General features: G+C 43.4%; 19 protein-coding genes. 16 read left to right on the forward strand and 3 right to left on the reverse strand.

Features of this window, described 5'->3' with window-relative positions:
- The first annotated feature begins 15 nt into the window (after positions 1-15).
- The 5 genes from MKY87_RS28245 (at position 16) to MKY87_RS28265 (ending at position 4480) form a co-directional block, all read left to right on the forward strand.
- Positions 16-945 carry a Gfo/Idh/MocA family protein gene (locus MKY87_RS28245; RefSeq protein WP_339784290.1) on the forward strand — a complete coding sequence of 310 codons (930 nt, stop codon included), beginning with the start codon at positions 16-18 and terminating at the stop codon, positions 943-945.
- Positions 945-1670 (forward strand): sugar phosphate isomerase/epimerase family protein, encoded by a 726-nt coding sequence (locus MKY87_RS28250; protein WP_339784289.1) that lies wholly within the window; start codon positions 945-947, stop codon positions 1668-1670. The genes MKY87_RS28245 and MKY87_RS28250 overlap by 1 nt, the downstream gene beginning before the upstream one ends.
- A gap of 13 nt (positions 1671-1683) precedes the next feature.
- The gene (locus tag MKY87_RS28255; protein WP_339784288.1) at positions 1684-2532 is read left to right on the forward strand and encodes a sugar phosphate isomerase/epimerase family protein; all 849 of its coding nucleotides are present in this window, start codon (positions 1684-1686) and stop codon (positions 2530-2532) included.
- Positions 2532-3314, forward strand: coding sequence for a sulfotransferase (locus MKY87_RS28260; protein WP_340967096.1), 783 nt, complete (start codon positions 2532-2534; stop codon positions 3312-3314). Before MKY87_RS28255 ends, MKY87_RS28260 begins: the two co-directional genes overlap by 1 nt.
- A 317-nt stretch (positions 3315-3631) precedes the next feature.
- Positions 3632-4480, forward strand: coding sequence for a hypothetical protein (locus MKY87_RS28265; RefSeq protein ID WP_340967098.1), 849 nt, complete (start codon positions 3632-3634; stop codon positions 4478-4480).
- Between the two features lie 1492 nt (positions 4481-5972).
- Here MKY87_RS28265 and MKY87_RS28270 read toward each other — a convergent pair.
- The gene (locus tag MKY87_RS28270; RefSeq protein ID WP_340967100.1) at positions 5973-6848 is read right to left on the reverse strand and encodes a LysR family transcriptional regulator; all 876 of its coding nucleotides are present in this window, start codon (positions 6846-6848) and stop codon (positions 5973-5975) included.
- Positions 6849-7013: 165 nt separating this feature from the next.
- On the opposite strand from MKY87_RS28270, the gene MKY87_RS28275 reads away from it, so the two are divergent.
- From MKY87_RS28275 to MKY87_RS28320, 10 genes are all read left to right on the forward strand, one after another.
- The gene (locus tag MKY87_RS28275) at positions 7014-7961 is read left to right on the forward strand and encodes a DMT family transporter (RefSeq protein ID WP_339784279.1); all 948 of its coding nucleotides are present in this window, start codon (positions 7014-7016) and stop codon (positions 7959-7961) included.
- Between the two features lie 189 nt (positions 7962-8150).
- Positions 8151-9182: a LacI family DNA-binding transcriptional regulator gene (locus MKY87_RS28280; RefSeq protein WP_340967102.1), complete on the forward strand. Its 1032-nt coding sequence runs from the start codon at positions 8151-8153 to the stop codon at positions 9180-9182.
- 247 nt (positions 9183-9429) lie between these two features.
- Complete coding sequence (locus tag MKY87_RS28285; protein WP_340967104.1) at positions 9430-11979, forward strand: beta-mannosidase; 2550 nt, start codon at positions 9430-9432, stop codon at positions 11977-11979.
- A gap of 168 nt (positions 11980-12147) precedes the next feature.
- Positions 12148-12609 carry a stalk domain-containing protein gene (locus MKY87_RS28290; protein ID WP_340967107.1) on the forward strand — a complete coding sequence of 154 codons (462 nt, stop codon included), beginning with the start codon at positions 12148-12150 and terminating at the stop codon, positions 12607-12609.
- A 77-nt stretch (positions 12610-12686) separates the two neighbouring features.
- A complete protein-coding gene (locus tag MKY87_RS28295) occupies positions 12687-13391 on the forward strand; it encodes a response regulator transcription factor (RefSeq protein ID WP_017688950.1) in 705 nt (234 codons plus the stop codon).
- Positions 13388-14428: a sensor histidine kinase gene (locus MKY87_RS28300; protein WP_340967108.1), complete on the forward strand. Its 1041-nt coding sequence runs from the start codon at positions 13388-13390 to the stop codon at positions 14426-14428. The genes MKY87_RS28295 and MKY87_RS28300 overlap by 4 nt, the downstream gene beginning before the upstream one ends.
- 33 nt (positions 14429-14461) lie before the next feature.
- A complete protein-coding gene (locus MKY87_RS28305; RefSeq protein ID WP_340967109.1) occupies positions 14462-15187 on the forward strand; it encodes a cytochrome c biogenesis CcdA family protein in 726 nt (241 codons plus the stop codon).
- Between the two features lie 18 nt (positions 15188-15205).
- Entirely contained in the window at positions 15206-15787 is a 582-nt protein-coding gene (locus tag MKY87_RS28310; protein WP_340967110.1) for a redoxin family protein, read from the forward strand.
- A gap of 16 nt (positions 15788-15803) precedes the next feature.
- Positions 15804-16892, forward strand: coding sequence for a peptide-methionine (R)-S-oxide reductase MsrB (gene msrB, locus MKY87_RS28315; RefSeq protein WP_340967111.1), 1089 nt, complete (start codon positions 15804-15806; stop codon positions 16890-16892).
- A 236-nt stretch (positions 16893-17128) separates the two neighbouring features.
- Complete coding sequence (locus MKY87_RS28320) at positions 17129-19039, forward strand: AraC family transcriptional regulator (protein WP_340967113.1); 1911 nt, start codon at positions 17129-17131, stop codon at positions 19037-19039.
- 140 nt (positions 19040-19179) lie between these two features.
- On the opposite strand, the gene MKY87_RS28325 is transcribed toward MKY87_RS28320, so the two are convergent.
- Together MKY87_RS28325 and MKY87_RS28330 are read right to left on the reverse strand one after the other, a co-directional pair.
- Positions 19180-19851: a hypothetical protein gene (locus MKY87_RS28325; RefSeq protein WP_340967115.1), complete on the reverse strand. Its 672-nt coding sequence runs from the start codon at positions 19849-19851 to the stop codon at positions 19180-19182.
- A gap of 44 nt (positions 19852-19895) precedes the next feature.
- Positions 19896-20417, reverse strand: a complete 522-nt coding sequence (locus MKY87_RS28330; protein ID WP_124114211.1) for a hypothetical protein — start codon at positions 20415-20417, stop codon at positions 19896-19898.
- Between the two features lie 228 nt (positions 20418-20645).
- Between MKY87_RS28330 and MKY87_RS28335 the strand changes: the two genes are divergently transcribed.
- The gene (locus MKY87_RS28335) at positions 20646-21323 is read left to right on the forward strand and encodes an SOS response-associated peptidase (protein WP_091016984.1); all 678 of its coding nucleotides are present in this window, start codon (positions 20646-20648) and stop codon (positions 21321-21323) included.
- The last annotated feature ends 57 nt before the right edge of the window (positions 21324-21380 follow it).

A 21380-nucleotide genomic window follows, 5' to 3' on the forward strand; every position in this document is an offset into this window, starting at 1 on the left:
GGAGGTCTTTAAGATATGGCGGTAAATATAGCTATTGTTGGCTATGGGTCTGCAGGACGTCAACATGCAAAGACTCTATTGGATATGGATCATGTTTCACTTTATGGTATTTACGAAAAAAATTCGATGGTCGATACAGATAGTGTCTATCGATTCACCTCGTGGGAGGAGTTACTGTCCAATCCTGATGTAAACGCTATAGCATTGTGTCTCCCACCTGGCGGAAGAGCGAATATGGCATTTGAGGCATTGGAAGCAGGAAAGTCAGTCCTTCTTGAAAAACCACCATGTACGACGGAAAAAGAACTTGATCAGTTACTGAAAGCTGCAAACGATGCACATCAAACCATCGGAATCATGTTCCAGCATAGATATCGTCTTCCTGAGGAAGCATTTAACGTTAAGTGGGATCACCAAACAACAGCTATTTTGGAAGTTTCGCGGCCGCGTGTTATAAATAGATACTTCAATGACTGGAGACAAGATCCTACTTTATCTTTTGGCGGGATTACAGCTCATCTTGGAATACATTATTTAGATTTAGCTTGCCAAATGCTTGGAGAACCTACTTCGTTTCACCAAGCAGGAACAAGAGAATTTTCTCCTGGCATTGATTTACGCACGGTAGGAACAATTGAATTTTCCACTGGAGCCGCAATGTCATTTGTGGTTACATGCGAGGCAGAAGCGCGTAAAGAGCGCTTGTCCTTGTATGGACCGGATATACGTCTAACTATCGAAGATGGAAGGTCTACCGTAGAATCCAAAGGTGATCTAAGACAGTATCCTGTCCACTCTACGCATGAGATGCGAAAACAACTTTATATGGATTTTGCCTCTTCTATAAAAAATAAAGTACAACCGGAACGCTGTCATTTACAAGGTGGGCGTGGAGTTACACGTTTATTAGAACAAATCGCGATGAATGGAGGCATACGTATTTAATGTCACTACGAATCGGTTTATCCTCTGGTAGTATGCCGGATCTTACTGCAAAAGAGTTAATTCAGAAATTAAGTGAGACTGGTTGCAATACGGTCGATCTAAGGGTGGGAAAAGGGCATAGATGGGAAGAAGAGGGTCTTACTCCCTTGCGGCAATCCGGTATTGACATTGCTTTTATTGGTATAAGTTTAACACTTGGCGATGACAGATTTGATAAAGAAACTCTTATCAAATCAATAGCTCCTTATGCTGATATTCCTCTAAAAGTTTTTTCAAAACCCGGATGTACTACAACCCAACAGATCGAATCAACATATGAGCAAGTGCAAGTGTTAGCAAGCATTGCAGGAGGGAAGGATAGGATCTGGGTCGAGACTCACAAAGGAAACTGTGGTGTAGATGAACTTGTTCGAATAAGTGAATTGCTTGGCACCCGCATATTGTTGGATACTTTGGGATTTGCATGTATTTCTGAGGATCCTCTCAAAGCTATGAAGAGCCTTATGCAATTCATTTCTGGGGTGCAAACTAAAGGATTTAATTGGGATAAACCATTTGAAAGTATGCACGTTCCACTTTCCGAGACTGACATAAATAAAACTTATCTCATATTGCAGATGCTGGTGGATACTAATTGTTCAGTTACAGTTGAAACTAGGTCAGGAAGTGCACCGGAGGATATCAAGATTTTGCAGTCACTCTTAGCATTAAAATCTGAATATTAAGGGGAGATCAACAATGAAACTAGCTATTATTGGTGATGAAATAGATCAAGATTTGCATCGAGTAATTCATGCAGTTCAGGAGAATACATTCCATGGTATTGAAGTGCGTTCCGTCTGGAATACACGTCCGGACCAATTAAGTAATGAACAATTAGAGCTGATCCGTGATTCCGTTCGTTCTGCAGGACTAAATATAGCTGGCTTTGATTCCCCTTGTTTTAAAGTAGAATTCCCGACGACAGATAAACTATTGGAGAGTTCTCGAAAAACTTTGGCAAAAGCTATCGACCAGGCTCGTTTGTTAGATTCCGGTTTTGTTAGGGTATTCACATTTTATCGAGAAGGAGAAGCACAACCCAAGCTAGCTGCAAGAGCTGTAAAACAAATTGTTGATGGGCTTGTTCCAGATGATATTCAAATTTATGTGGAGACTGGTATGCGAACGAATACACCCACAATAAAGCATATGCTTGATTTTCTAGATGAGGTCGCTGATAACCGATTAGGTATTGTTTGGGATCCTGGAAATTCGGTATTTTCCGGACAACACTTGAATCCGTTTCCAGAAGATTATACCTTGGGGAAAGAGTTCATTAAACACATACATATTAAAGATCCGCAAGGTCAGAGTCAATACGTCAGATTTGGTGATGGTGATGTCCCATGGCGGGATATCATTCAAACATTGAAGAACGATGATTATCAAGGCTATGTCTCTCTAGAAACTCATTGGAGAAAAGGACGGGTGCTTGACCAGAAACAACGGGACAATCCATGGTTTGATTCTTTTTCTATGGATGGGTATGAAGCTTCAGTAGAATGTATGCAGCGACTGCTATCTTATATCAATGAGGTGTCCTAATGAAAAAAAATAATGAAAATCCTATAATTTTGCTTGGTTTTCAGAGATCTGGGACTACGGTGTTTGCGCATAAGTTAAGCGAAGCGTTTGATGTAGATAATGGGTTGTTTAGTGTAAATGGAAAATTGATGTATTATTTACAGCGATGGCTCACTATGAAGGATATTGATTATCGTCACTTACGTGTGGATGAAATATTATTTTCATTGAAACGACGTGTCCCTGGTGGAATCGGTATAGAACGATATTTATACCAGGTTGAGAAAGTGTTGCGAGAAGTTGCGATCGATGTTGCCGAGGGATATCAAGGCAATGAACTTGAGTTAGGAAGGAGAATTGTTTCCGAAAGCTATAAAGGTTTTACAAGATGGGGAGATAAATACAATGAATATCTTCAGATATTTTCTTATCTTAACAACGTAGTACCTGACGCCAAATATATTCTGATGTTTCGAGATCCATATGATGTTGCTTCATCTGTAATGGAGTGGGAAGGAGATCGCCCATGGCGTCCTCTTTCCGTTCCTGGAAATCTAACAAAGTGGGTGTCGTGGCATTCCGAAGCGATTGAGCAGATTACTGCTTTATCTAAGGAACGTTACCTTGTTGTTGAATATCAGCGCCTCTGTGAAGGCATTGAAAATGATCGGCTTTCTAATTTTATTGGAATTGAGATAGCGCCATATTTAAAAGAACTTGTTCCACGCCGTAAAAGAGTGGAACACCCTCGTCTAACCGAGGAAGTAAAGGAAGTTTGGGATAAACTCCAACGTATAAATTAGTCTGCAATAAGTACTTACAAGCATCACGCATCACCTCTTGCTATATCTACAAATTTTTAGGTGATTACTAATCCGTATTAAACCATTATATACAAATATGGGGAATTTGGTTGAAGGGAGAAAATATATGAATTACAGTGTTAGGGGCAATTTAAAGCCATATAATGAGATTTGGCTAGACTGTATTCAAAATAATTTGATGTCTATACTAATTTCATATGATAGTATTTTTGAATTATTACCTGCAACAATGAAATTCGAATATTGGAAAAAAAAAATCACAACAATTTGATTCACGGGATACATATAAGAGTTTATTGAAGCAAGGCTTATTTATTCCCAAGATTATTTATCAAACTGATCAGATAAAATCCTTCTTTAATATTGAAAAAAGGATTTTCCAGAATTCGAAAATTAATGGGATACATGAATTAATATGCGATGCATTCTCAGAAAATAAGTTTGTTTTTTTACACGTTGATCGCTTTTTTTTCTCATCAGGCAGAGAGACAGGAAAGTTACACTTTGTTCATCCGACTTTTTTATATGGATACTCTGAAGAACAGGGGACTTATACGGCAATAGAGGACTGTTTATCACCTGGTCATATGCAAAGCTATCAGATTCCAAAAGAAGTTGTTACAGAGTCGACGAAGTTTTTGTTACAACAAGGAAGGCAAGTTTGTTTCAGTGAAGTAACACCTCTAGAAAATAAAATCAAAAATAATGATTTTGGTAACTATGATCTAATGTTGGAAGAAATTAAAGATACGATTTCTTTAAGTGAAATAAGGTATGTAAAGGAATATGATCTATATTATCAGGTGGGTTTATCTGTATTAGATCAATATTTAGAAGAATATGAGGAGATTATTGGTAGTTGTGAGGATGTAAGTATTTTCTCGCTTCGGACAACTTCATTTGTACAAAATCACAAAAAAAATGGTCATATGCTGCTTAAAAGAATGCAAGATAAACCGAAATATAGAGATACCGGACTAATAAAATTTGCGGAAAGGTCTTTGGAACTAGCTTTGGAATGGGAGATTTTTAAAAATGTAATGATTAAAAATATGGTTTCCGGGAGTGATAAAAACGATCGTAAATCTAAGGAAAAGCTTCGTACTATTATTGATTTGGAATATAAACTTTTTCAAGGGATTTAAATAGTTGGTTTGAATGACATTGTGATAAATGACATTTAAGAATCAAGCTCAGGTGAGGTTAAAAAATATGGAGGTTTAGACGTAGTACTTTATTTTATATTTTTGTACCAGTTTAAAACGGACTTCACGAGCAAGTCGTAAGTAAGGAAACTTTACTAAACTGATCATCTCAAAATGTGCAGCCGAGTATGGCATTCTATTCAAAGGCAGAGAATATGCTTATTAAGTTTTTTAAAACCCGTTAATCTGTGTGATTTGATTAGATTAACGGGTCTAATCGAGCTGCAAAATTATTAGACAAGATCATAGTATCTGTCTTGAACCGTCCTTTTTATGTGTTTAAAAGTTAATTTTTATGACCATACTAAAGATACCCCAACCATGGCAGCCAGTCCAAGATTTGTTTCCACCTGAACGGAAACCTCAAGGAGACGCTCCGTTTTGGACAACCGAAATCATGTTAAATTCAATGCTAGGGTTTCACGTTCAGGCGCCCCATGTCGTGGTCTCCCTGGTTACTTTCCCCATTGGGAATCTGTCTAACCCGCTTTCGAGGCTGGCAGAAAGCACAAGGTACCAGTGAAGAAAGGGTCATGATTGATGCCACAATTGTGCGCGTTCATCAGCATGGATCGGCACAAAAGGGCGGCAGAGCAAGCAAACGATCGGACGATCCTGTGGTGGATTAAGCACCAAAATACATGCCTTTGTTGATGCGTTAGGCAATTTGCTTCGTTTCGAATTAACAGGCGGTTAAGCTCATGACTCCGTTAAGGGCTATGAACTTCTTCGATGAAGCAAGTATTGGCTAATCGAGCATATTGTACCAAGCGGTTCGAGCTTTTAGACGAGTAAGAAGCAATTTCAGTGATTCCAAGCAGAAGAATCGCCGAGAGATTCAACCTTATGATTGAGTTATATACAGAGAACGTCATTTATTAGAATGCTTTTTCAATAAAGTGAAAAATTATCGTCGTCTGGCCACTCGCTATGCTAAAATAGCGTGTACGTTGATTCTTAAAGGTATAAATTTGTATGTTGAATCTACTAAATTTTAAGTTTAACAATATTTGAATATCTTAAATAATTCAATAAAAAGTCTGAGTTAAACTAGCTTATGGTGCTATATGTTTAATGCTACATAATCTGGATTTAAGTATGATGTTTCTGTAGAAGAGTAGAAGGCGAAATGATTTTAATTTAAGTGAGTAGAGTATGTTAAATTGAGACTGTTATCTAATACTAGATAGTGGTTTTTTGTTGTATAATCAAGATTAAGATATTCATGCATAAAGATGCAAAGTGAGTTTCCGCTTTTTATCACTCATTATGAAAATCATTGAGCAATTCAAATTGAATAATAAATTTCTCTCAATAATTATGAAAATTTTTATTCATACATAAGTTTTTTTGATGAATCACTCTTACTAATTCTGACAACGCACAGATAGGAGCAATCGATTATAACGACAAACGTAGTAATTCTCCAAATTTACATTGTCTGGCTGAGCCACTGTTGCACCTCTTCAATGAAACGCCGCGTAGCTGGCGATAGATTAACCAAAGACGGGCAGGCCATGCCAATCGTGCGATAAGGATCTCCAGTGAGTGGCACGAGCGCGAGCGAATCAGTATGATTTTGAAGTACCATTTCCGGCAACAAGCTGATACCCAGACCATTACGGACCATCGCCATGATGGCTTGATCTTCTGCGACTTCATAGACGACATTGAGCTTGGCTGCATGCTGCCGGATCAGCCGTTCAATCTCGTTGTCTCCGCCCCATTTGGGCAGAATAAAGGGTTGCTCCAGCAGAATATCAAACGAAACAGATTCCTCTGAGGCAAGAGGATGGTCCAGAGGCAGGATGCACATCATCCTGTCTTTTTGCAATGGGATCGTCTCAAAAGGTGATGAATCGCCGAGGGACAGAAATCCGAGATCGATGGCACCTCCAGCCAGCCAGCCCTCAATCTCAGCATAATCGCCCTCCCACAGCTTGATCTCAATTCCGGGATGACGCAGACGAAACTGTTTCAGGATGCCTGGCAACCATTGTGTGGAGACACTGGCGAAGGTGCCAATACGCACCGTACCAATCTCCGCGCCGCGAATGAGGGAGATCTCCTGGTTCATGAGTTCCGTCCAGCGCAGAATCTCACGTGTGTATCCCAGAATGCGTTCGCCTTCAGCGGTAACCCGCACCCCGGAGCGGCCGCGATGGAGCAGTGAAAAACCACATTCTGTCTCCAGACTGGCGATGGCATGGCTGACGGCGGATTGGGTGATGTTTAATGCTTCTGCTGCTTTGGTGAGACTGCCATATTCCACAACGGTATTCAATATTTCGTATTTGATCAGTGACATGAACGGTTCCGTTCCTTCCCTCATTTAATGTATGAGTTTATTTCATATAATACATTATAAATATTCATTTTTATAATGCAAAGAGATCGTTTATACTTGCCAAGGCGAGTTAGTTTGACGCACGATCACACAGCTCAGAATACATAGAATGAAGGTTGAAGCAAGATGAATGGTGTACATGTTAATCAAGGTCAGGCAACAAGAAGAGCGGACATACAGATGCTGCTCGCAACGGTTATATGGGGATCATCCTACCTGTTTATGAAATCGGGCCTGGAGTCCATGCAAGAATTGAATCTGGTCGCATTTCGTTTTGGAATTGCCTTTATTGCGGCAGGACTTCTTTTTCATCGGCGGTTGTTTAACATGGATCGCAGAACACTTGTGGCAGGAGCTATTATGGGGACAGCTTTATTTGCTGCATTTGTATTCATCACCTATGGTGTGCAACGAACAACGACATCCCAAGCGGGATTCCTAATAAGTTTGGCCGTTATTTTTGTACCGATCCTGACGACCATCCAGCATCGTCGTATGCCGGACAAACGATTGACGCTCAGTATCCTGGTTGCAGTTACCGGGCTTGGCTTGCTGACGCTTCAGCATCAGCTGAGTCTGCACACGGGAGATATTCTGTGCATACTAGCAGCACTTGTGTATGCCATCTATATAATGATTGCTGGCAAGTTCACACCGAAGCATGATCCATTAACATTGGGGACAGTTCAATTAGGTGTTGCAGCGATGTGGGGAATTGCAGCTACATTTATACTGGAAACGCCACGTATGCCCGATACGGCTGAATCCTGGGCAGCGATTCTCGGCTTAGGTGTTTTATGTAGCGGCTTGGGGTATATTCTGCAGACACTCGCGCAGCGTCATGCCTCTCCTACAAGAACAAGTCTGATTTTTTCACTCGAACCACTGTTTGCAGCAGCATTTGCATTTACCTTTCAAGGGGAATCGCTAACGTTACAAGGATATGCAGGAGCAGCTTTGATGTTGGTTGGTGTTCTGATCACAGAGATCAAACTTCCACAGCCTATCTTCTGGCGTAGAAAACGCCCGGTTTTACAGTCGGAACTTGGGGATCAGGGAGCACCAGGCGTATAATTTGGGGATAAAAGGTCCTTTCGTCATCTTCTATGGAAGGTGGGGAGAGGGCCTTTTTTGGTTATGTCGCACACCTAGTGTAACTGATAAACAACTACCTAACAAAAACAGAATAACATAACCTTGTTTTGTTGATTTTTGTTTTTTATGCTACACTGAATGGAAAATTAGGAAAAACGGGTGAGTAGGATGGCCAAAAGAGTAACGATGCAGCAAATTGCGGATGCTGCGGGGGTGTCCAAATTCGCAGTCTCCCGTGCGCTGACGGGCAAGCCTGGTGTGAGTGAGCATACACGCGAGATGATTGTCAGAACGGCGGGGCAGCTTGGGTATTTCAGAACCGAACCGAAGCGTTATCCGGGCGAGACACAGATATCAGCGGCGATGAAGCCAGAAGCGGAGCGACAAGGTACGATATTAATTTTGTTTCCCAACATTCGTTCTCAGAATCGAGCTTCCTTATACTGGGGGCCTGTGTTTGATGGCATTTCTGAGAGGCTGAATGAGAAGGGTATGGATATTTTAACGCTGACAGAACCCTCTTCAGATCGGATGTTCTCGGTTCTTAATCCCGACGCAATTAGCGGAGTCATTACCGTGGGCACCATCTCGACATCGGTATTGCTGGAGATTTACAGACTGCGTATTCCGCTTGTCATGGTGGATCATGAAGACCCTGCCATATACGCAGACTCGGTTTTTACGGACAATATGAAATGTATGAAAGAACTGGTTCTCATGCTTGTTGGTAAAGGGTATAGAAGGTTCCAGTTTGCCGGGCAACTGCCCGATGCAGCAAGTTTTAGAGAACGCTGGCTTGGATATCGTACGGTGCTGGAAGAGAAGCAGTTGGAGGGGGAACAGCAAGAAGGCTTGCTGGGACCAGAGTATGATCAGATTCGGAGATCCGTTGCTGAAATGGAGCTGGAGGATATCCCTGAAGTTATCGTGTGCGCAAATGACCATACAGCTGTCATTGTCATTCAGGCACTCCAAAGTCGAGGCATTAAGGTGCCTGAACGCTGTGCCGTAACCGGATTTGACAATACCCAGACGGATGAACCCATTCTTGCTTCGGTACATATTAACAAAGAGAATCTGGGAACAAGAGCAGTAGATCAGCTATTGTGGCGGATCAAACACCTGGATGAACCTTATGAACGCAAGCTGATCTATTCGGAATTAATTATTCGTGATGAATATAACGCCAGTATACAGTAATGGGATATGAACTTATGGGCTCAATTTAACAATGATCATTAGGGTAAATGAAATTAGGTGAAAGACATGGAGAGGTTAGAGCTTCATGTCTTTTTGTTATGCAGAGATTGTTTAACAAATTAAATTACAAAACGGATTGACTATAAGAAGCATATCGTGTTAATTTTGTTTTGTAAGTTATTTGTTTTTATAATAACAAAACCTAACAAAATCATGTTTACCAACTCTAACAACAATGGAGGCTGTCATGAGCACAATACAATCACATGTTTTTCAGAATTGGACGTTCAAGGCTTGCGAAGATCAAGAGTGGATGCCGGCTCAGGTGCCCGGCTGTGTGCATACAGATTTGCTGAAGCTGGGCAAGATTCCAGATCCTTTTTATGGAACAAACGAGAAGGAAGTACAATGGATTGATAAGATAGATTGGGAATATCAGACAGAATTTGATGTTGCCGAAGGGTTGTTCTCGCAGGAACATCTGGAACTGGTGTTTGATGGTCTGGATACATATGCGGATGTGTATGTGAATGATGTGCATGTGTTATCAGCAGATAATATGTTCCGGGTATGGAAGGCGGATGTGAAGGCCGTATTAAAAGGGAAAGGCAACATTCTCCGAATACGTTTTCGGTCACCGATTCAGGAAGATCTGCCGAAGCTGGAGAAGCTCGGATATGCATTACCTGCATCGAATGATCAGTCCGATGTTGGCGGACTTGGCGATAAAAGAGTAAGTATTTTTGCACGTAAAGCCCCGTATCACTATGGTTGGGACTGGGGTCCGCGTTTTGTAACCAGTGGGATCTGGCGTGAAGCACGTCTTGAAGGTTGGACACAGGTACGAATCAATGATGTGTATATCCAGCAAAATGAAGTAAGCGCTACCTCAGCTTCATTAACGGCTGTTGTGGAAGTCGAGACATCCCAAGCGGTAGATACGATTATTCGTATCGGTGCAGATGGACAGAGATGGGAAAGATCCGTATCGCTACAACCCGGAACTCAGACTGTGGAGATTCCAATCTCCATTGACGAACCGAAACTGTGGTGGAGCCGTGGGCTTGGTGATCCGCATATGTACACCTTCCTTACCGAAGTGCTTCAAGGTGAGCGAGCTGTGGCTGAATCTACAGTGAAGACTGGGCTTCGTTCCATTCGGCTGGTACGTGACAAAGATGAAGCAGGAGCATCCTTTTATTTTGAACTAAACGGTGTTGCGGTCTTTGCCAAAGGGGCCAATCACATTCCAAATGATAGCTTCATCACTGAAATTACTCATGAACGTTATCGTCATGAGATTGTATCCGCAGCCGAGTCTAATATGAATATGCTGCGCGTGTGGGGTGGCGGAATCTATGAGCAGGATGTGTTCTACGAACTATGTGATGAATATGGAATCCTGGTATGGCAAGACTTCATGTTTGCTTGCAGCATGTATCCAGGAGATGAAGCGTTCCTGAACAGTGTAAGACATGAAGCCATTGATAATGTGAAACGTCTTCGCAACCATCCAAGTGTTGCACTCTGGTGTGGGAACAACGAGATTGATTCGGCGTGGGCGCACTATGTTGAGAATGGTGGTTGGGGTTGGAAAAAGGAATTTACTGCCGAGCAGCGTGAAAGCATCTGGGCCGATTACGAAGCCATCTTCCATGATCTGCTGCCAGAAGTCGTTGAAGCGTATGCTCCAGGTGTGGATTACTGGCCTTCCTCACCACTGGTATCACTGACAGGGGATGAGACGCAGCATGCGCACCCATCCACAGCTGAAGGGGATATCCACTACTGGGGTGTGTGGCACAATGTAGAACCATTCGAGAACTACAACGTGCATGTGGGTCGTTTCATGAGTGAATACGGATTCCAGTCTTTTCCGGAGTACAAGTCAGTACGCACTTACGCAGAAGAAGAGGATCTGGCTCTGGAATCGGAAGTCATGCTGGCTCATCAAAAGAATGGGGCAGGCAATCGTCTGATCAAACAGTACATGGATATGTACATGCATGAATCGAAGGACTTCCCATCGTTCCTGTATATGAGCCAGGTGCTTCAGGCGGAAGCGATGAAGACAGCCATTGAAGCGCACCGTCGCCGCAAACCATTCTGCATGGGCACACTTTACTGGCAAATGAATGATTGCTGGCCGGTAGCTTCATGGGCAGGTATGGACTACCTTGGTCGCTGGAAAGCATTGCAATATTATGCGAAACGCAGCTTCAGCGATGTGTTGGTATCGGTAGATGGAACAAAAGAAGATACAACAGATATATATATCATCTCGGATCAATTACAACCTGTAAAAGGGCAGTTACAGATTCGTTTGCTCGGGTTCGATGGAACGGTGCATCGTGATGAAACACATGACGTGACCCTGGCACCTAATACAGGTGAACGAGTGCTGTCATTACGTAACGCGGAGTGGCTTGAAGGTCATGATACAGCTAACACGCTGCTGCGCCTGGATCTGAAACAGGAAGGTGCGGCGAATATCGTACAGGAACACTATTTTGTACCGTCCAAAGACCTTACTCTGCAGCCTGCAAACATCAATGTAAGCGGGGGAGCGGATGAGAACGGCGTTCATCTGGTACTGGAAAGTGACGTGCTTGCTAAACAGGTATGGCTATCTTCGGATGTGGAGGGTGTCTTCTCGGATAACTTCTTCGACTTGATTCCTGGCATTCCGGTGAAGGTGCAGTTCACTTCCAGAGAGGGATTGCAGTCTAATGATGTGATATTAAATCCGGGACCGATCGAGGTTCGATCCATGATTGATTTTATTCGTTTGACCTAGAAGACACGGTTGGAGTCTCTCGTAAGAGAGATTTCAACCGTTTTTTTTTATTGAAACCTGACCTCATTTATATATCGTAATGGTTTCGTAATACTTCGCTTAGAGAATCGTAAGCAATCTTGCTTATTGTAATCCATGTAAGTAATAAACGAATGGAGAGTGATAAGAATGATGAAAACAAATAAGAGCAAAAAAGCGATGGTAGCAGCGGTATTGATGATGTCTATGGCCTTTTCTGGATTGGCAAGTGCTGCAGATATAAAAACAATTAAAAAGGATGGCATGGAGCTTGTTCAATTGAGACAGGCAGCCAAAATGTATGATTACAGCATTATGTGGGACAGCAAGGATAGATCTGTAACTTTGATGTATATGGGCAAAATGGACGACAAGATGATGAAAGACGATAAGATGATGGAAGACGACATGATGATGAAAGATGACAACATGATGGAAGACACGATGATGCCTGCGGGAAAAACGATTAAATTGTGGATTGGATCGAAAAAAATCATGGTAGACGGTATGCAAGTTAACTTGAAATCGATGCCTGTCATCCATGAAGGGAATTCTTATGCGGCTGAGTCTGTAATTAAACAGTACATGATGCCAGCCATGGGAATGAAGTAATTTAAGGGCTAAGCATCGCCATCACCATATGATATGATTGGCTCAAATGTATTTTCTGGAATATGGGGTGGGTTTGTTTGAATGAATGTGTACTGGTTGCTGATGATGATACAAATATTACCGACGTTTGTCGCAGATATCTGGAACGGGAAGGTTATCTCGTCGTGACGGCCAAGGATGGTCTGGAGGCTATAGAGCTGTGGCACAGCCAAACGCCAAGCTTGATTGTGCTCGACCTGATGATGCCACATAAGAATGGTTGGGAAGTTTGCAACGAGATTCGGCAAACTGAGGATGTGCCCATTGTAATGCTGACGGCCCGGGGTGAGGAACAGGATCGTCTGATGGGACTGACGATGGGGGCGGATGATTATCTGACCAAACCTTTTAGTCCGAGAGAACTTGTTTTGCGTGTGAAGGCAATCCTGCGGAGAATGCGAATTGCGCAGGCATCACCTGTTACAACATCTGAATATACGATCAATTATGAAGGGCTTACCATTGATTTTACCAAGCGGGAAGTACACATCAGCGGGCAGGCCATTGAATTGACAGTTACGGAGTTTGAGATGTTGTATTTGTTGGCAAGTCACCCGGGCCAGGTATTCTCCCGTAACCAGATGTTAAGCAAGATTTGGGATTTTAGCTATGAGGGAGATACAACAACGGTGACTGTACATGTTCGGAGATTACGAGAGAAGATCGAACAGAATCCTTCTGATCCAAAATATATTAAAACAGTTTGGGGTATAGGCTACAAGTTTGCGGGTGGCAGTTCATGAAACTTCGCACGTACTTGGTATTGTCCAGTCTCACAGGCATTGGCGTATTATTAATTTGTTTGTTCATCAGTTATTCCAAAATGCTGCTTACGATTGAACAATTGTATTGGTTATCGGCTATAACGGCAGGGGTAGGCTTACTTTCGTTTATTCTTCAATATTTGCTGACCAAGCCATTAGAGAAATCAATTGCGCGAATTACACAGCAGACAATACGCATTGCCGAAGGGGATTTCCATACGGAAGTCCCTCTCATCGGTACGCAGGAATTTAAGCTCCTGGCACAGCAATTTAACGAGATGAGTTCCGAGCTGAAGGAAAGCTTTGATCATCTGCATCACTCAGAAACCGCGAGACGAGAGTTGATCGCCAATGTTTCCCATGATTTACGGACTCCATTGGCATCCATTCAGTCATTCGTCGAAGCGTTGGAGGATGATGTCATTCAGGATAAAGAAACCTTTCAACGTTACCTGAACACGATACGACTTGAGACGAAGCGTTTAGGAGGGCTTATTCAAGATTTGTTTGAATTATCCAGCCTGGAAGCGCAAGGGGAGGTATTTGACCCTCAGCCTTGTCACGTTGATGAGTTGCTGCTCAGTACGTTGGAGAGTTTTTCGTTTCATCTCGCCGAAAAAACGCTGAACGTTGAAATCGATTTGCCCGATAAATTACCAGCCGCGGTCATGATGCCTGCACAAATGAAGCGGGTCCTTTCCAATTTGCTGCAAAATGCCATTCAATACTCTCCTGTTGAAGGAAAAATCATTCTAGCTGCCGAAGAGAAGGGGCCGTTTATACAAATTTCAGTTACGGATGAAGGGGAAGGCATTGAAGCCGAGGAAACTTCACGTATATTTGAACGTTTTTATCGAATTGACAAATCACGCAGCAAGAGTAATGGGGGGGCCGGGCTTGGCCTTGCCATCGCTCAATCGATTGTGGAACTCCATGGTGGCGAGATCGGGGTTCAGAGTACAAAAGGAGAAGGAAGCTGCTTCTGGTTCACGCTTCCGATCTACGTCAGTCGTTAACCTTGTTTATCAAACGTAGTATTTATTCAGGTGGTGAATGACTTGACCAGTGATTTGGTTTTTCTTATCGGGGTTTTTGGTGCAGGATTGTTATCGTTTTTTGCGCCATGTATTCTGCCGCTGATCCCGGTATATGTGTCTTATCTATCCGGAAGCATGGTCAACGGTACGAATCAGCAGCAGCCTGACACCCATTCGGTTCGGTTGCGGTCCACACTTGTTTTGCGGACATTTTTATTTGTTCTTGGGCTGTCCCTGGTATTTGTTTTACTCGGTTTTGGTTCTGGCATCGTTGGTAATTTGATCTCAAGTCCTGTGTTTATTGCGATCTGCGGAGCCATCGTGGTGCTTTTTGGGATTTATCAAACCGGGTTGATCCGACTATCCTGGCTGGAACGGGAGAGAAAGCTGTCAAACGATCATGCCAGACGAGGAGGGTATGTTGGAGCGTTCCTGCTGGGTCTGACGTTTAGTTTTGGCTGGACGCCTTGTATCGGGCCTGTGCTGGCGGCCATTCTTGGTATCGCCGCAGGAGAAGGCTCTCCACTGTATGGCGGGTTTCTCATGTTCCTGTATACCCTTGGGTTGGCGATTCCTTTTCTGATTCTGTCCGTTTTTTCGGAATATGTTATGAAGCGGATACGTCGTTTATACAGGTACATGGGTGTCATCAAAATAACCTCCGGCTGTATTCTTATTGTAATGGGACTATTGTTAATGACAGACCGACTAAACAGCTTGGTGACCTGGTTTCAATAATCATTGGAGGAATTTGGTATGAAGATGGCACGGAAATGGATAGTAACTGTAATCGTATTTGCTGGAGTCCTGTTGATCTTGAGCGCATGTGAATCACAGCAAACTGAATCCGAACAAACGGGGTCATCATCAGCCCCAGCATCAACATCAGATATGAGTTCGTCAACCATAATGAACAAGGGAGAGACGGCTCCGGAATTTTCATTGCGTGATCTGAAAGGAAACACGGTTGGACTTTCTGATGTTCAAGGCAAGAAAGTGTATGTGAAATACTGGGCTTCCTGGTGTTCCATCTGCCTTGCGGGTTTGGAAGACCTGAATAATCTGGCTGGTCAAAACAATGATTTTCAAGTCATTACGATTGTGACGCCGGACTACAAAGGAGAGAAATCCTCTCAAGCGTTTACCGAATGGTTTGACCAACAGCCATATGATAACATAACTGTTCTTTTGGATGAGAAAGGTGTATGGGCCAAGGAATTTGGTGTAAGAGCGTATCCTAGTTCCTTTTATATTGGCTCTGATGGTATTTTAGCGAAATCGCAGCCAGGGCATGCATCCAATGAACAGATCATGGAATCATTACAAGAGATTTTGTGAGAAGGGAGGAAGTGTCATGAAAAGGACGCTGCTGGGCCTGTGCCTCCTTGTTATAGCGATAGTTGTGTCTGCTTGTGGAAACAGGGGTGAGAGCCATTCAGCTTCATCTTCGATATCCACTCAACCTGTCAAGGCATCGAGTGTCTCCGAGGAAAACCTGAGTAACCTGTACTTGGCAGGAGGCTGTTTCTGGGGTGTAGAGGCATATATGGCTCGTATTCCGGGGGTTCAGGATGTGACTTCCGGTTATGCCAACGGGGAAGGAGAGAATCCAACCTATGAGGATGTTATTCGCGGGGACCAAGGGTTTGCGGAGACTGTTCATGTAAAATATGATCCGCAGCAAGTATCTTTGAAGAAATTGCTTGAATCTTATTTTCGAGTTATTGATCCTACCAGCTTGAATAAGCAGGGCAATGATCGTGGCATTCAGTATCGGACAGGAATATATTATACGTTGCCTGAAGATGCCAAAATCATTGAGCAAGCTGTAGAGGCAGAGCAAGAAAAATATGACCAACCCATCGTAACGGAAGTAATGCCTCTGCAGAATTATTATTTGGCGGAGGAGTACCATCAGGATTATTTGGAAAAAAATCCGAACGGATATTGTCACATTGATATGACTGTCCTGGATGACCTGGAGATTGGAATTGATCCCGCTCAATATCCACGTCCAACAGATGAACAATTAAAGGAACGATTAACAGACGAACAGTATGCGGTTACGGTAAACAATGATACGGAGCATGCGTTCAGTAACGAATATTGGGATAATGAGGAGCCCGGTCTGTATGTGGATATTGCAACGGGAGAGCCGTTATTCACCAGTCGAGATAAGTATGATTCCGGTTGCGGGTGGCCGAGTTTTACAAAACCGATTGTACCTGAGGTTGTTACCTATACAACGGATACGAGCTTTGGTATGGATCGCACGGAGGTACGAAGCCGGGCAGGTGACATCCACCTCGGTCATGTGTTCGATGATGGTCCCGAAGATCGCGGCGGCAAACGTTACTGTATTAACAGTGCATCGATCCGGTTTATTCCGTTAGACAAGATGGAGGAAGAAAGATACGGGTATTTACTGTCATTTATCGAGTAGAGAAGGGCAGCTGACTTTATCAAAACATAATAAGGCCATAATTTTAGAACGGTTGAGATCTCTCTATAAGGGATTTCGACCGTTTTTTATTTCGCGGCATCTAACAAAAATGGAGGTAGGCTTCTAAGATGGTTCCATCATTGCTATAATTGATAATCATTATCAATTATAGGTGGGTTTTTAGTCACAATGCCAGGGTATTGTGCATGTTTGAGCGCTTAGGAGAGGGAGTTTATATGGGAATTCAGAATGACATCAAGCTGTGGGATCAGGTACAGGTTCGCGTGCTAGATGTGCGTCTTATATCACTCGCAACACACGAGTTCATACGCAATTATGTGTTACCGACGAGTGCATTTGTGTATGTTCGAGGCAGGGGGCAGGTCTGGCTGGATGAAGAGGTGTGGACTACAAGCCAGTTCTTGCTGCTGCATGGGGGGAAAGGAAGACGTCTGACACTTGAAGCGACAGGGGTTATGGAGGTACATCTGATTTTGTACAAATCAACCTTGCCCTCCAATGTGCTTGTGGAGTACCGAATGATGTTGAACCAGCGTAATCTGTTTGAAGAGTCCTGGGCGACAGTGCCGGATCATACACTTGAGTTGCGTGAGCTTGTGCGGAATATACATGAATGCTGGTCAGGGCAGGAGCAAGTGGGCAAAATTCAGGTCAAAGTGTATTTTTTTCAACTGGTACAGCTTGTATTGTTACAGCGGAGTCGCATGTTTAACGAAGTTCAACAGCCTTCGCTTACCGATCAGGTTTTGCGATATATCAAAGCTCATTACCGGGAATCCATCTCACTTGATTGGCTTGCCCAGTCCTTGAGTTACAGTCCGCAATATTTATCACGCAAATTCAAGGAACAGACGGGATGTACACCGACAGAATATGTGATTCGGTTACGAATGAGTGAGGCAAGGAGTCTGCTTGCGTCCACAGAAGCTTCATTACAGGAGATTGCTGCGTATGTGGGTTATATGGACCCGTTTTATTTCAATCGTATATTCAAAAAAGAGACTGGTATAACACCGGGGCAATATCGGTTGAAGCAGCAGGAAAACTCGAAATCAGTTTCGAAAAGTACATTAAATGCAACAAATGAATCCATTGTAACAGAGGGAGAGGAACGTTATCCTTTAATTGATGATGATAATCATTATCGATATGAGGGAGATGAGGAAATCAACATGTTTAACCATTTTAAATCAGCGATTATGTCGCTTGCGCTTGTACTCACATTGAGTGCTTGTGGAACAGCCCAACAGGGGGCAGAAACATCCGAAGTTGCGGCTGAACCCGAACAACCGGCAGTCGTGGAAACTCAAATGGTGAATACGACCTTTGGCGAGGTAGAAATTCCTGCACATCCGGAGCGAGTTGCTGCCATAGATTATCTGGGAACGGTGCTTGCTCTTGGTGTCAAACCGATTGGTGGAGGCCAATTTCTAATGAACAGTCCTTATCTGGAAGGTCACATGGATGGTCTTGAAACGATAGGGGATTCCGTTGAACAATTGATGGAGCTGGAGCCGGATCTCATTATTACATTGAATCCGGACAAGGCCGCTTATGAGAAATACAGCAAGATTGCTCCAACCGTTTCGATCGCATCCATCACTTTCCCAACACTGAAGGACGAAGTAAACTATTTCGGTAAAGTCCTTGGCAGAGAAGCGGAAGCAGAGAAGTGGCTGGCTGATTTCGATGAGGAGATTGCCAAAATTAAGCAGGAGGTGCAGAGTGTTGTTCCAGCTGACGCTACATTCTCCGTTATGCAGGAATATGATCGCCAAGTCTTCATTTTTGGTAATCAGTCGGGCCGGGGAGGACGTAACATCTACGAATTGCTTGGATTGCAAGCACCAAAGAACATTCCATCCGAGTTGATGCAGGGCGCTTATCATGAATTCTCCATAGAACTGCTCTCGAAATATGCCGGAGATTACATTGTGCTGACCAGTAACTCTCAGCTGAAAGAGCTTCAGGCTGATCCAATCTGGGGTTCATTGCCTGCTATCAAAAATGGAAAAGTGTACATATGGACGGAAGAGCAATCCTGGTTCCGTGACCCTATCGCCTTGTTGAAACAGACACAGGATCTCGCTGAATGGATTATTGGACTTAATACACCGTCTAAGTAAGAAACTTCAAAAAAACCGTGCCGCCCAGTTTGCTGAGCAGCACGGTTTTCATATTTTTATGTAGGACTGAACAGTAGAAGGGGACTAGCTGTCTGTACGGAGAAGAAATAGCGGTGTGATTGCCGTATAAAAGATATTGGTTATTGTTTCTTTTGTTCGTTTTGAATTTCTTGCAGATCCTCCAGTTGTAGTGAGAGGTCATTCTCGGGGTTTGCGCTCACGATGACTTCCGATTGTGATTGTTGCTGACCTGGCTGGTTCGACTTGGCGGCAGGTTTGATTACGTAGAGACTTTGAACGGAGTTGAGCAGGCTGGCAGGGGTATCTTCATACGTTTCCAGGAAAAGCACATAGTCTTTGGTAGGAATCAGCTTGAGGTTGTCATCATTAATAATCTCGGTGTTACCTAATTGTCCGCCAAGTTGCTTCACTTCAATGTGTTCCCCGGCAGTGTAACTGCCCTTATAGGATTCAGCGACCTGAATCGTGTGGATCGTATAGATTTTGTCAAAAGAAGACGGCTCTCCGCCCGGATTGGACGCGGAGTTTAACTCGTTTTCATTAGCAGCATCAGTAACTTGTACAATATCGTTTAAAGCTTCCACACGAGTCTCAATAACACTGCCTTTCACAATTGTATTTGCTCTCTCGGATAGGTCGCCAATGCTGGCATAACTCGGGTAATCTTCAGAAGCAATAATGGTCATGGGTGCATCGGATGGGGACGCGGTAGGTGTGACAGAAGAACATCCAACAGCAGATAAAATGAAAATGGAAGAGAGAAGCAGCGTTAATACTCGATTTTTGTTCATGGACAGGAATCCTCCTTGGATTTTTGGGATAAGTTCGTAGCGGATTAGTACTTGGATCTTACGTTATTGATATCAAAAGTTTGGGGTTGGGTCATGGAATTGCGGTTGCGGGAGTAAGACATAATGGAAGGACTGCTTGTTGTTGGGTTGTCACCGAGCCAGATGGAGTGACCGAGTTCGTGGACAAATACGCTTTGAATGAAGTTGGATAAGTTGGTCGCGTCAGGGGTGATTGTGGATGCATTGAGTTCGATGCGGAAGCTTACGACTTGACTGCCGGATACGGAGGCGTAGTTGACACCATATGCTGTATTATTGAAGTTTCCTGCGGTGATGGTGTTTGGGGAGTTACTTGTTTTGGTGAATTTAACTTTGGCACCTGCATTGTTCCAGTTGGTAAGGGAAGCGTCCATGGGAGTCTGCCATGCGGAGGCGTAATTATACGTACGAATGGGGATGGTGGTGCTGGGATAACCGTAGGTTAGAAAGGTTGCCGCATAGATGGTACTGCCAAACATCGCAATCGCTGAGAACAACATGATGCTCATCAAAAACTTCCTTTTCATACTTAAAACCTCCAATAAATGTATTTTAATCTCTATTATAGTAACAAGTAATATTGGAGTTGGAATGAGTCCGAGGTCGTTGTTTTTGTCGTGAAAAACATAAAATATATCTTGATTAGACCATAATGGTGTCAAAATAAGTCATTTTCTGTTTGATATGCATGCATAATTTCCCTGAAATAACAAACAATACGTTCAACTTCTCACAGGGAAAGGTAGTGCTTGAGCATGTGCAACCGTTTTTCATTGGCAGCCGATTTGGACGAGGTCAGAGATCATTTCAAGATTCAGCGGGTGATGTATTATTACAAAAACCGATACAATATCAGCCCAACCCAGCATACGCCGATTATTTTGCATCAGGATGGTGAGCGTGTATTGGATGAGTTTAGATGGGGGTTCATTCCATTCTGGGGTCGTGATGCCGTTAACGCGAACCTCATGACGGTACATGAGAATCCTTCCTATTACAAACTGGTAGAGACCAAGCGCTGCGTCATTCCCTGCAATGGATTATATTACTGGCGGCAAGAGGGCAAGAAAAGTTATGCGGTTCGTGTTGTCATGCCGGATCGCGGTCTGTTCGGCATTGCTGGGTTATACGAGGTGTGGAGAGATACACGGAAAGAGCCGCTTCGTACCTGCACGATGCTTATGACAGGCGCAAATATGGTTACACGTGAGTTTGGTAGCAAAATGCCAGCCATTCTCTCCGAAGAAGAGATCAACACCTGGCTTGACCCGGCTAATACACGGGTGACTCAGTTGTTACCGCTATTGAAATCGTATAATAGTACAGAGATGAATCTGTATCCAGTCACCCCAATGGTCGCCAACGATGAACATGATTGTTACGAATGCGTGGAAGAGATGGATCAGAAGCTGGCTTACGTTCGGAGTTTCTGAATATCCTTTGGATGATGTGAAGAAGATGAAGAGGGCTGAGAGTCTGGAGACACTCTG

Source organism: Paenibacillus sp. FSL R7-0198, assembly GCF_038000415.1.
In the GTDB taxonomy this organism is placed as follows: Bacteria; Bacillota; Bacilli; order Paenibacillales; family Paenibacillaceae; genus Paenibacillus.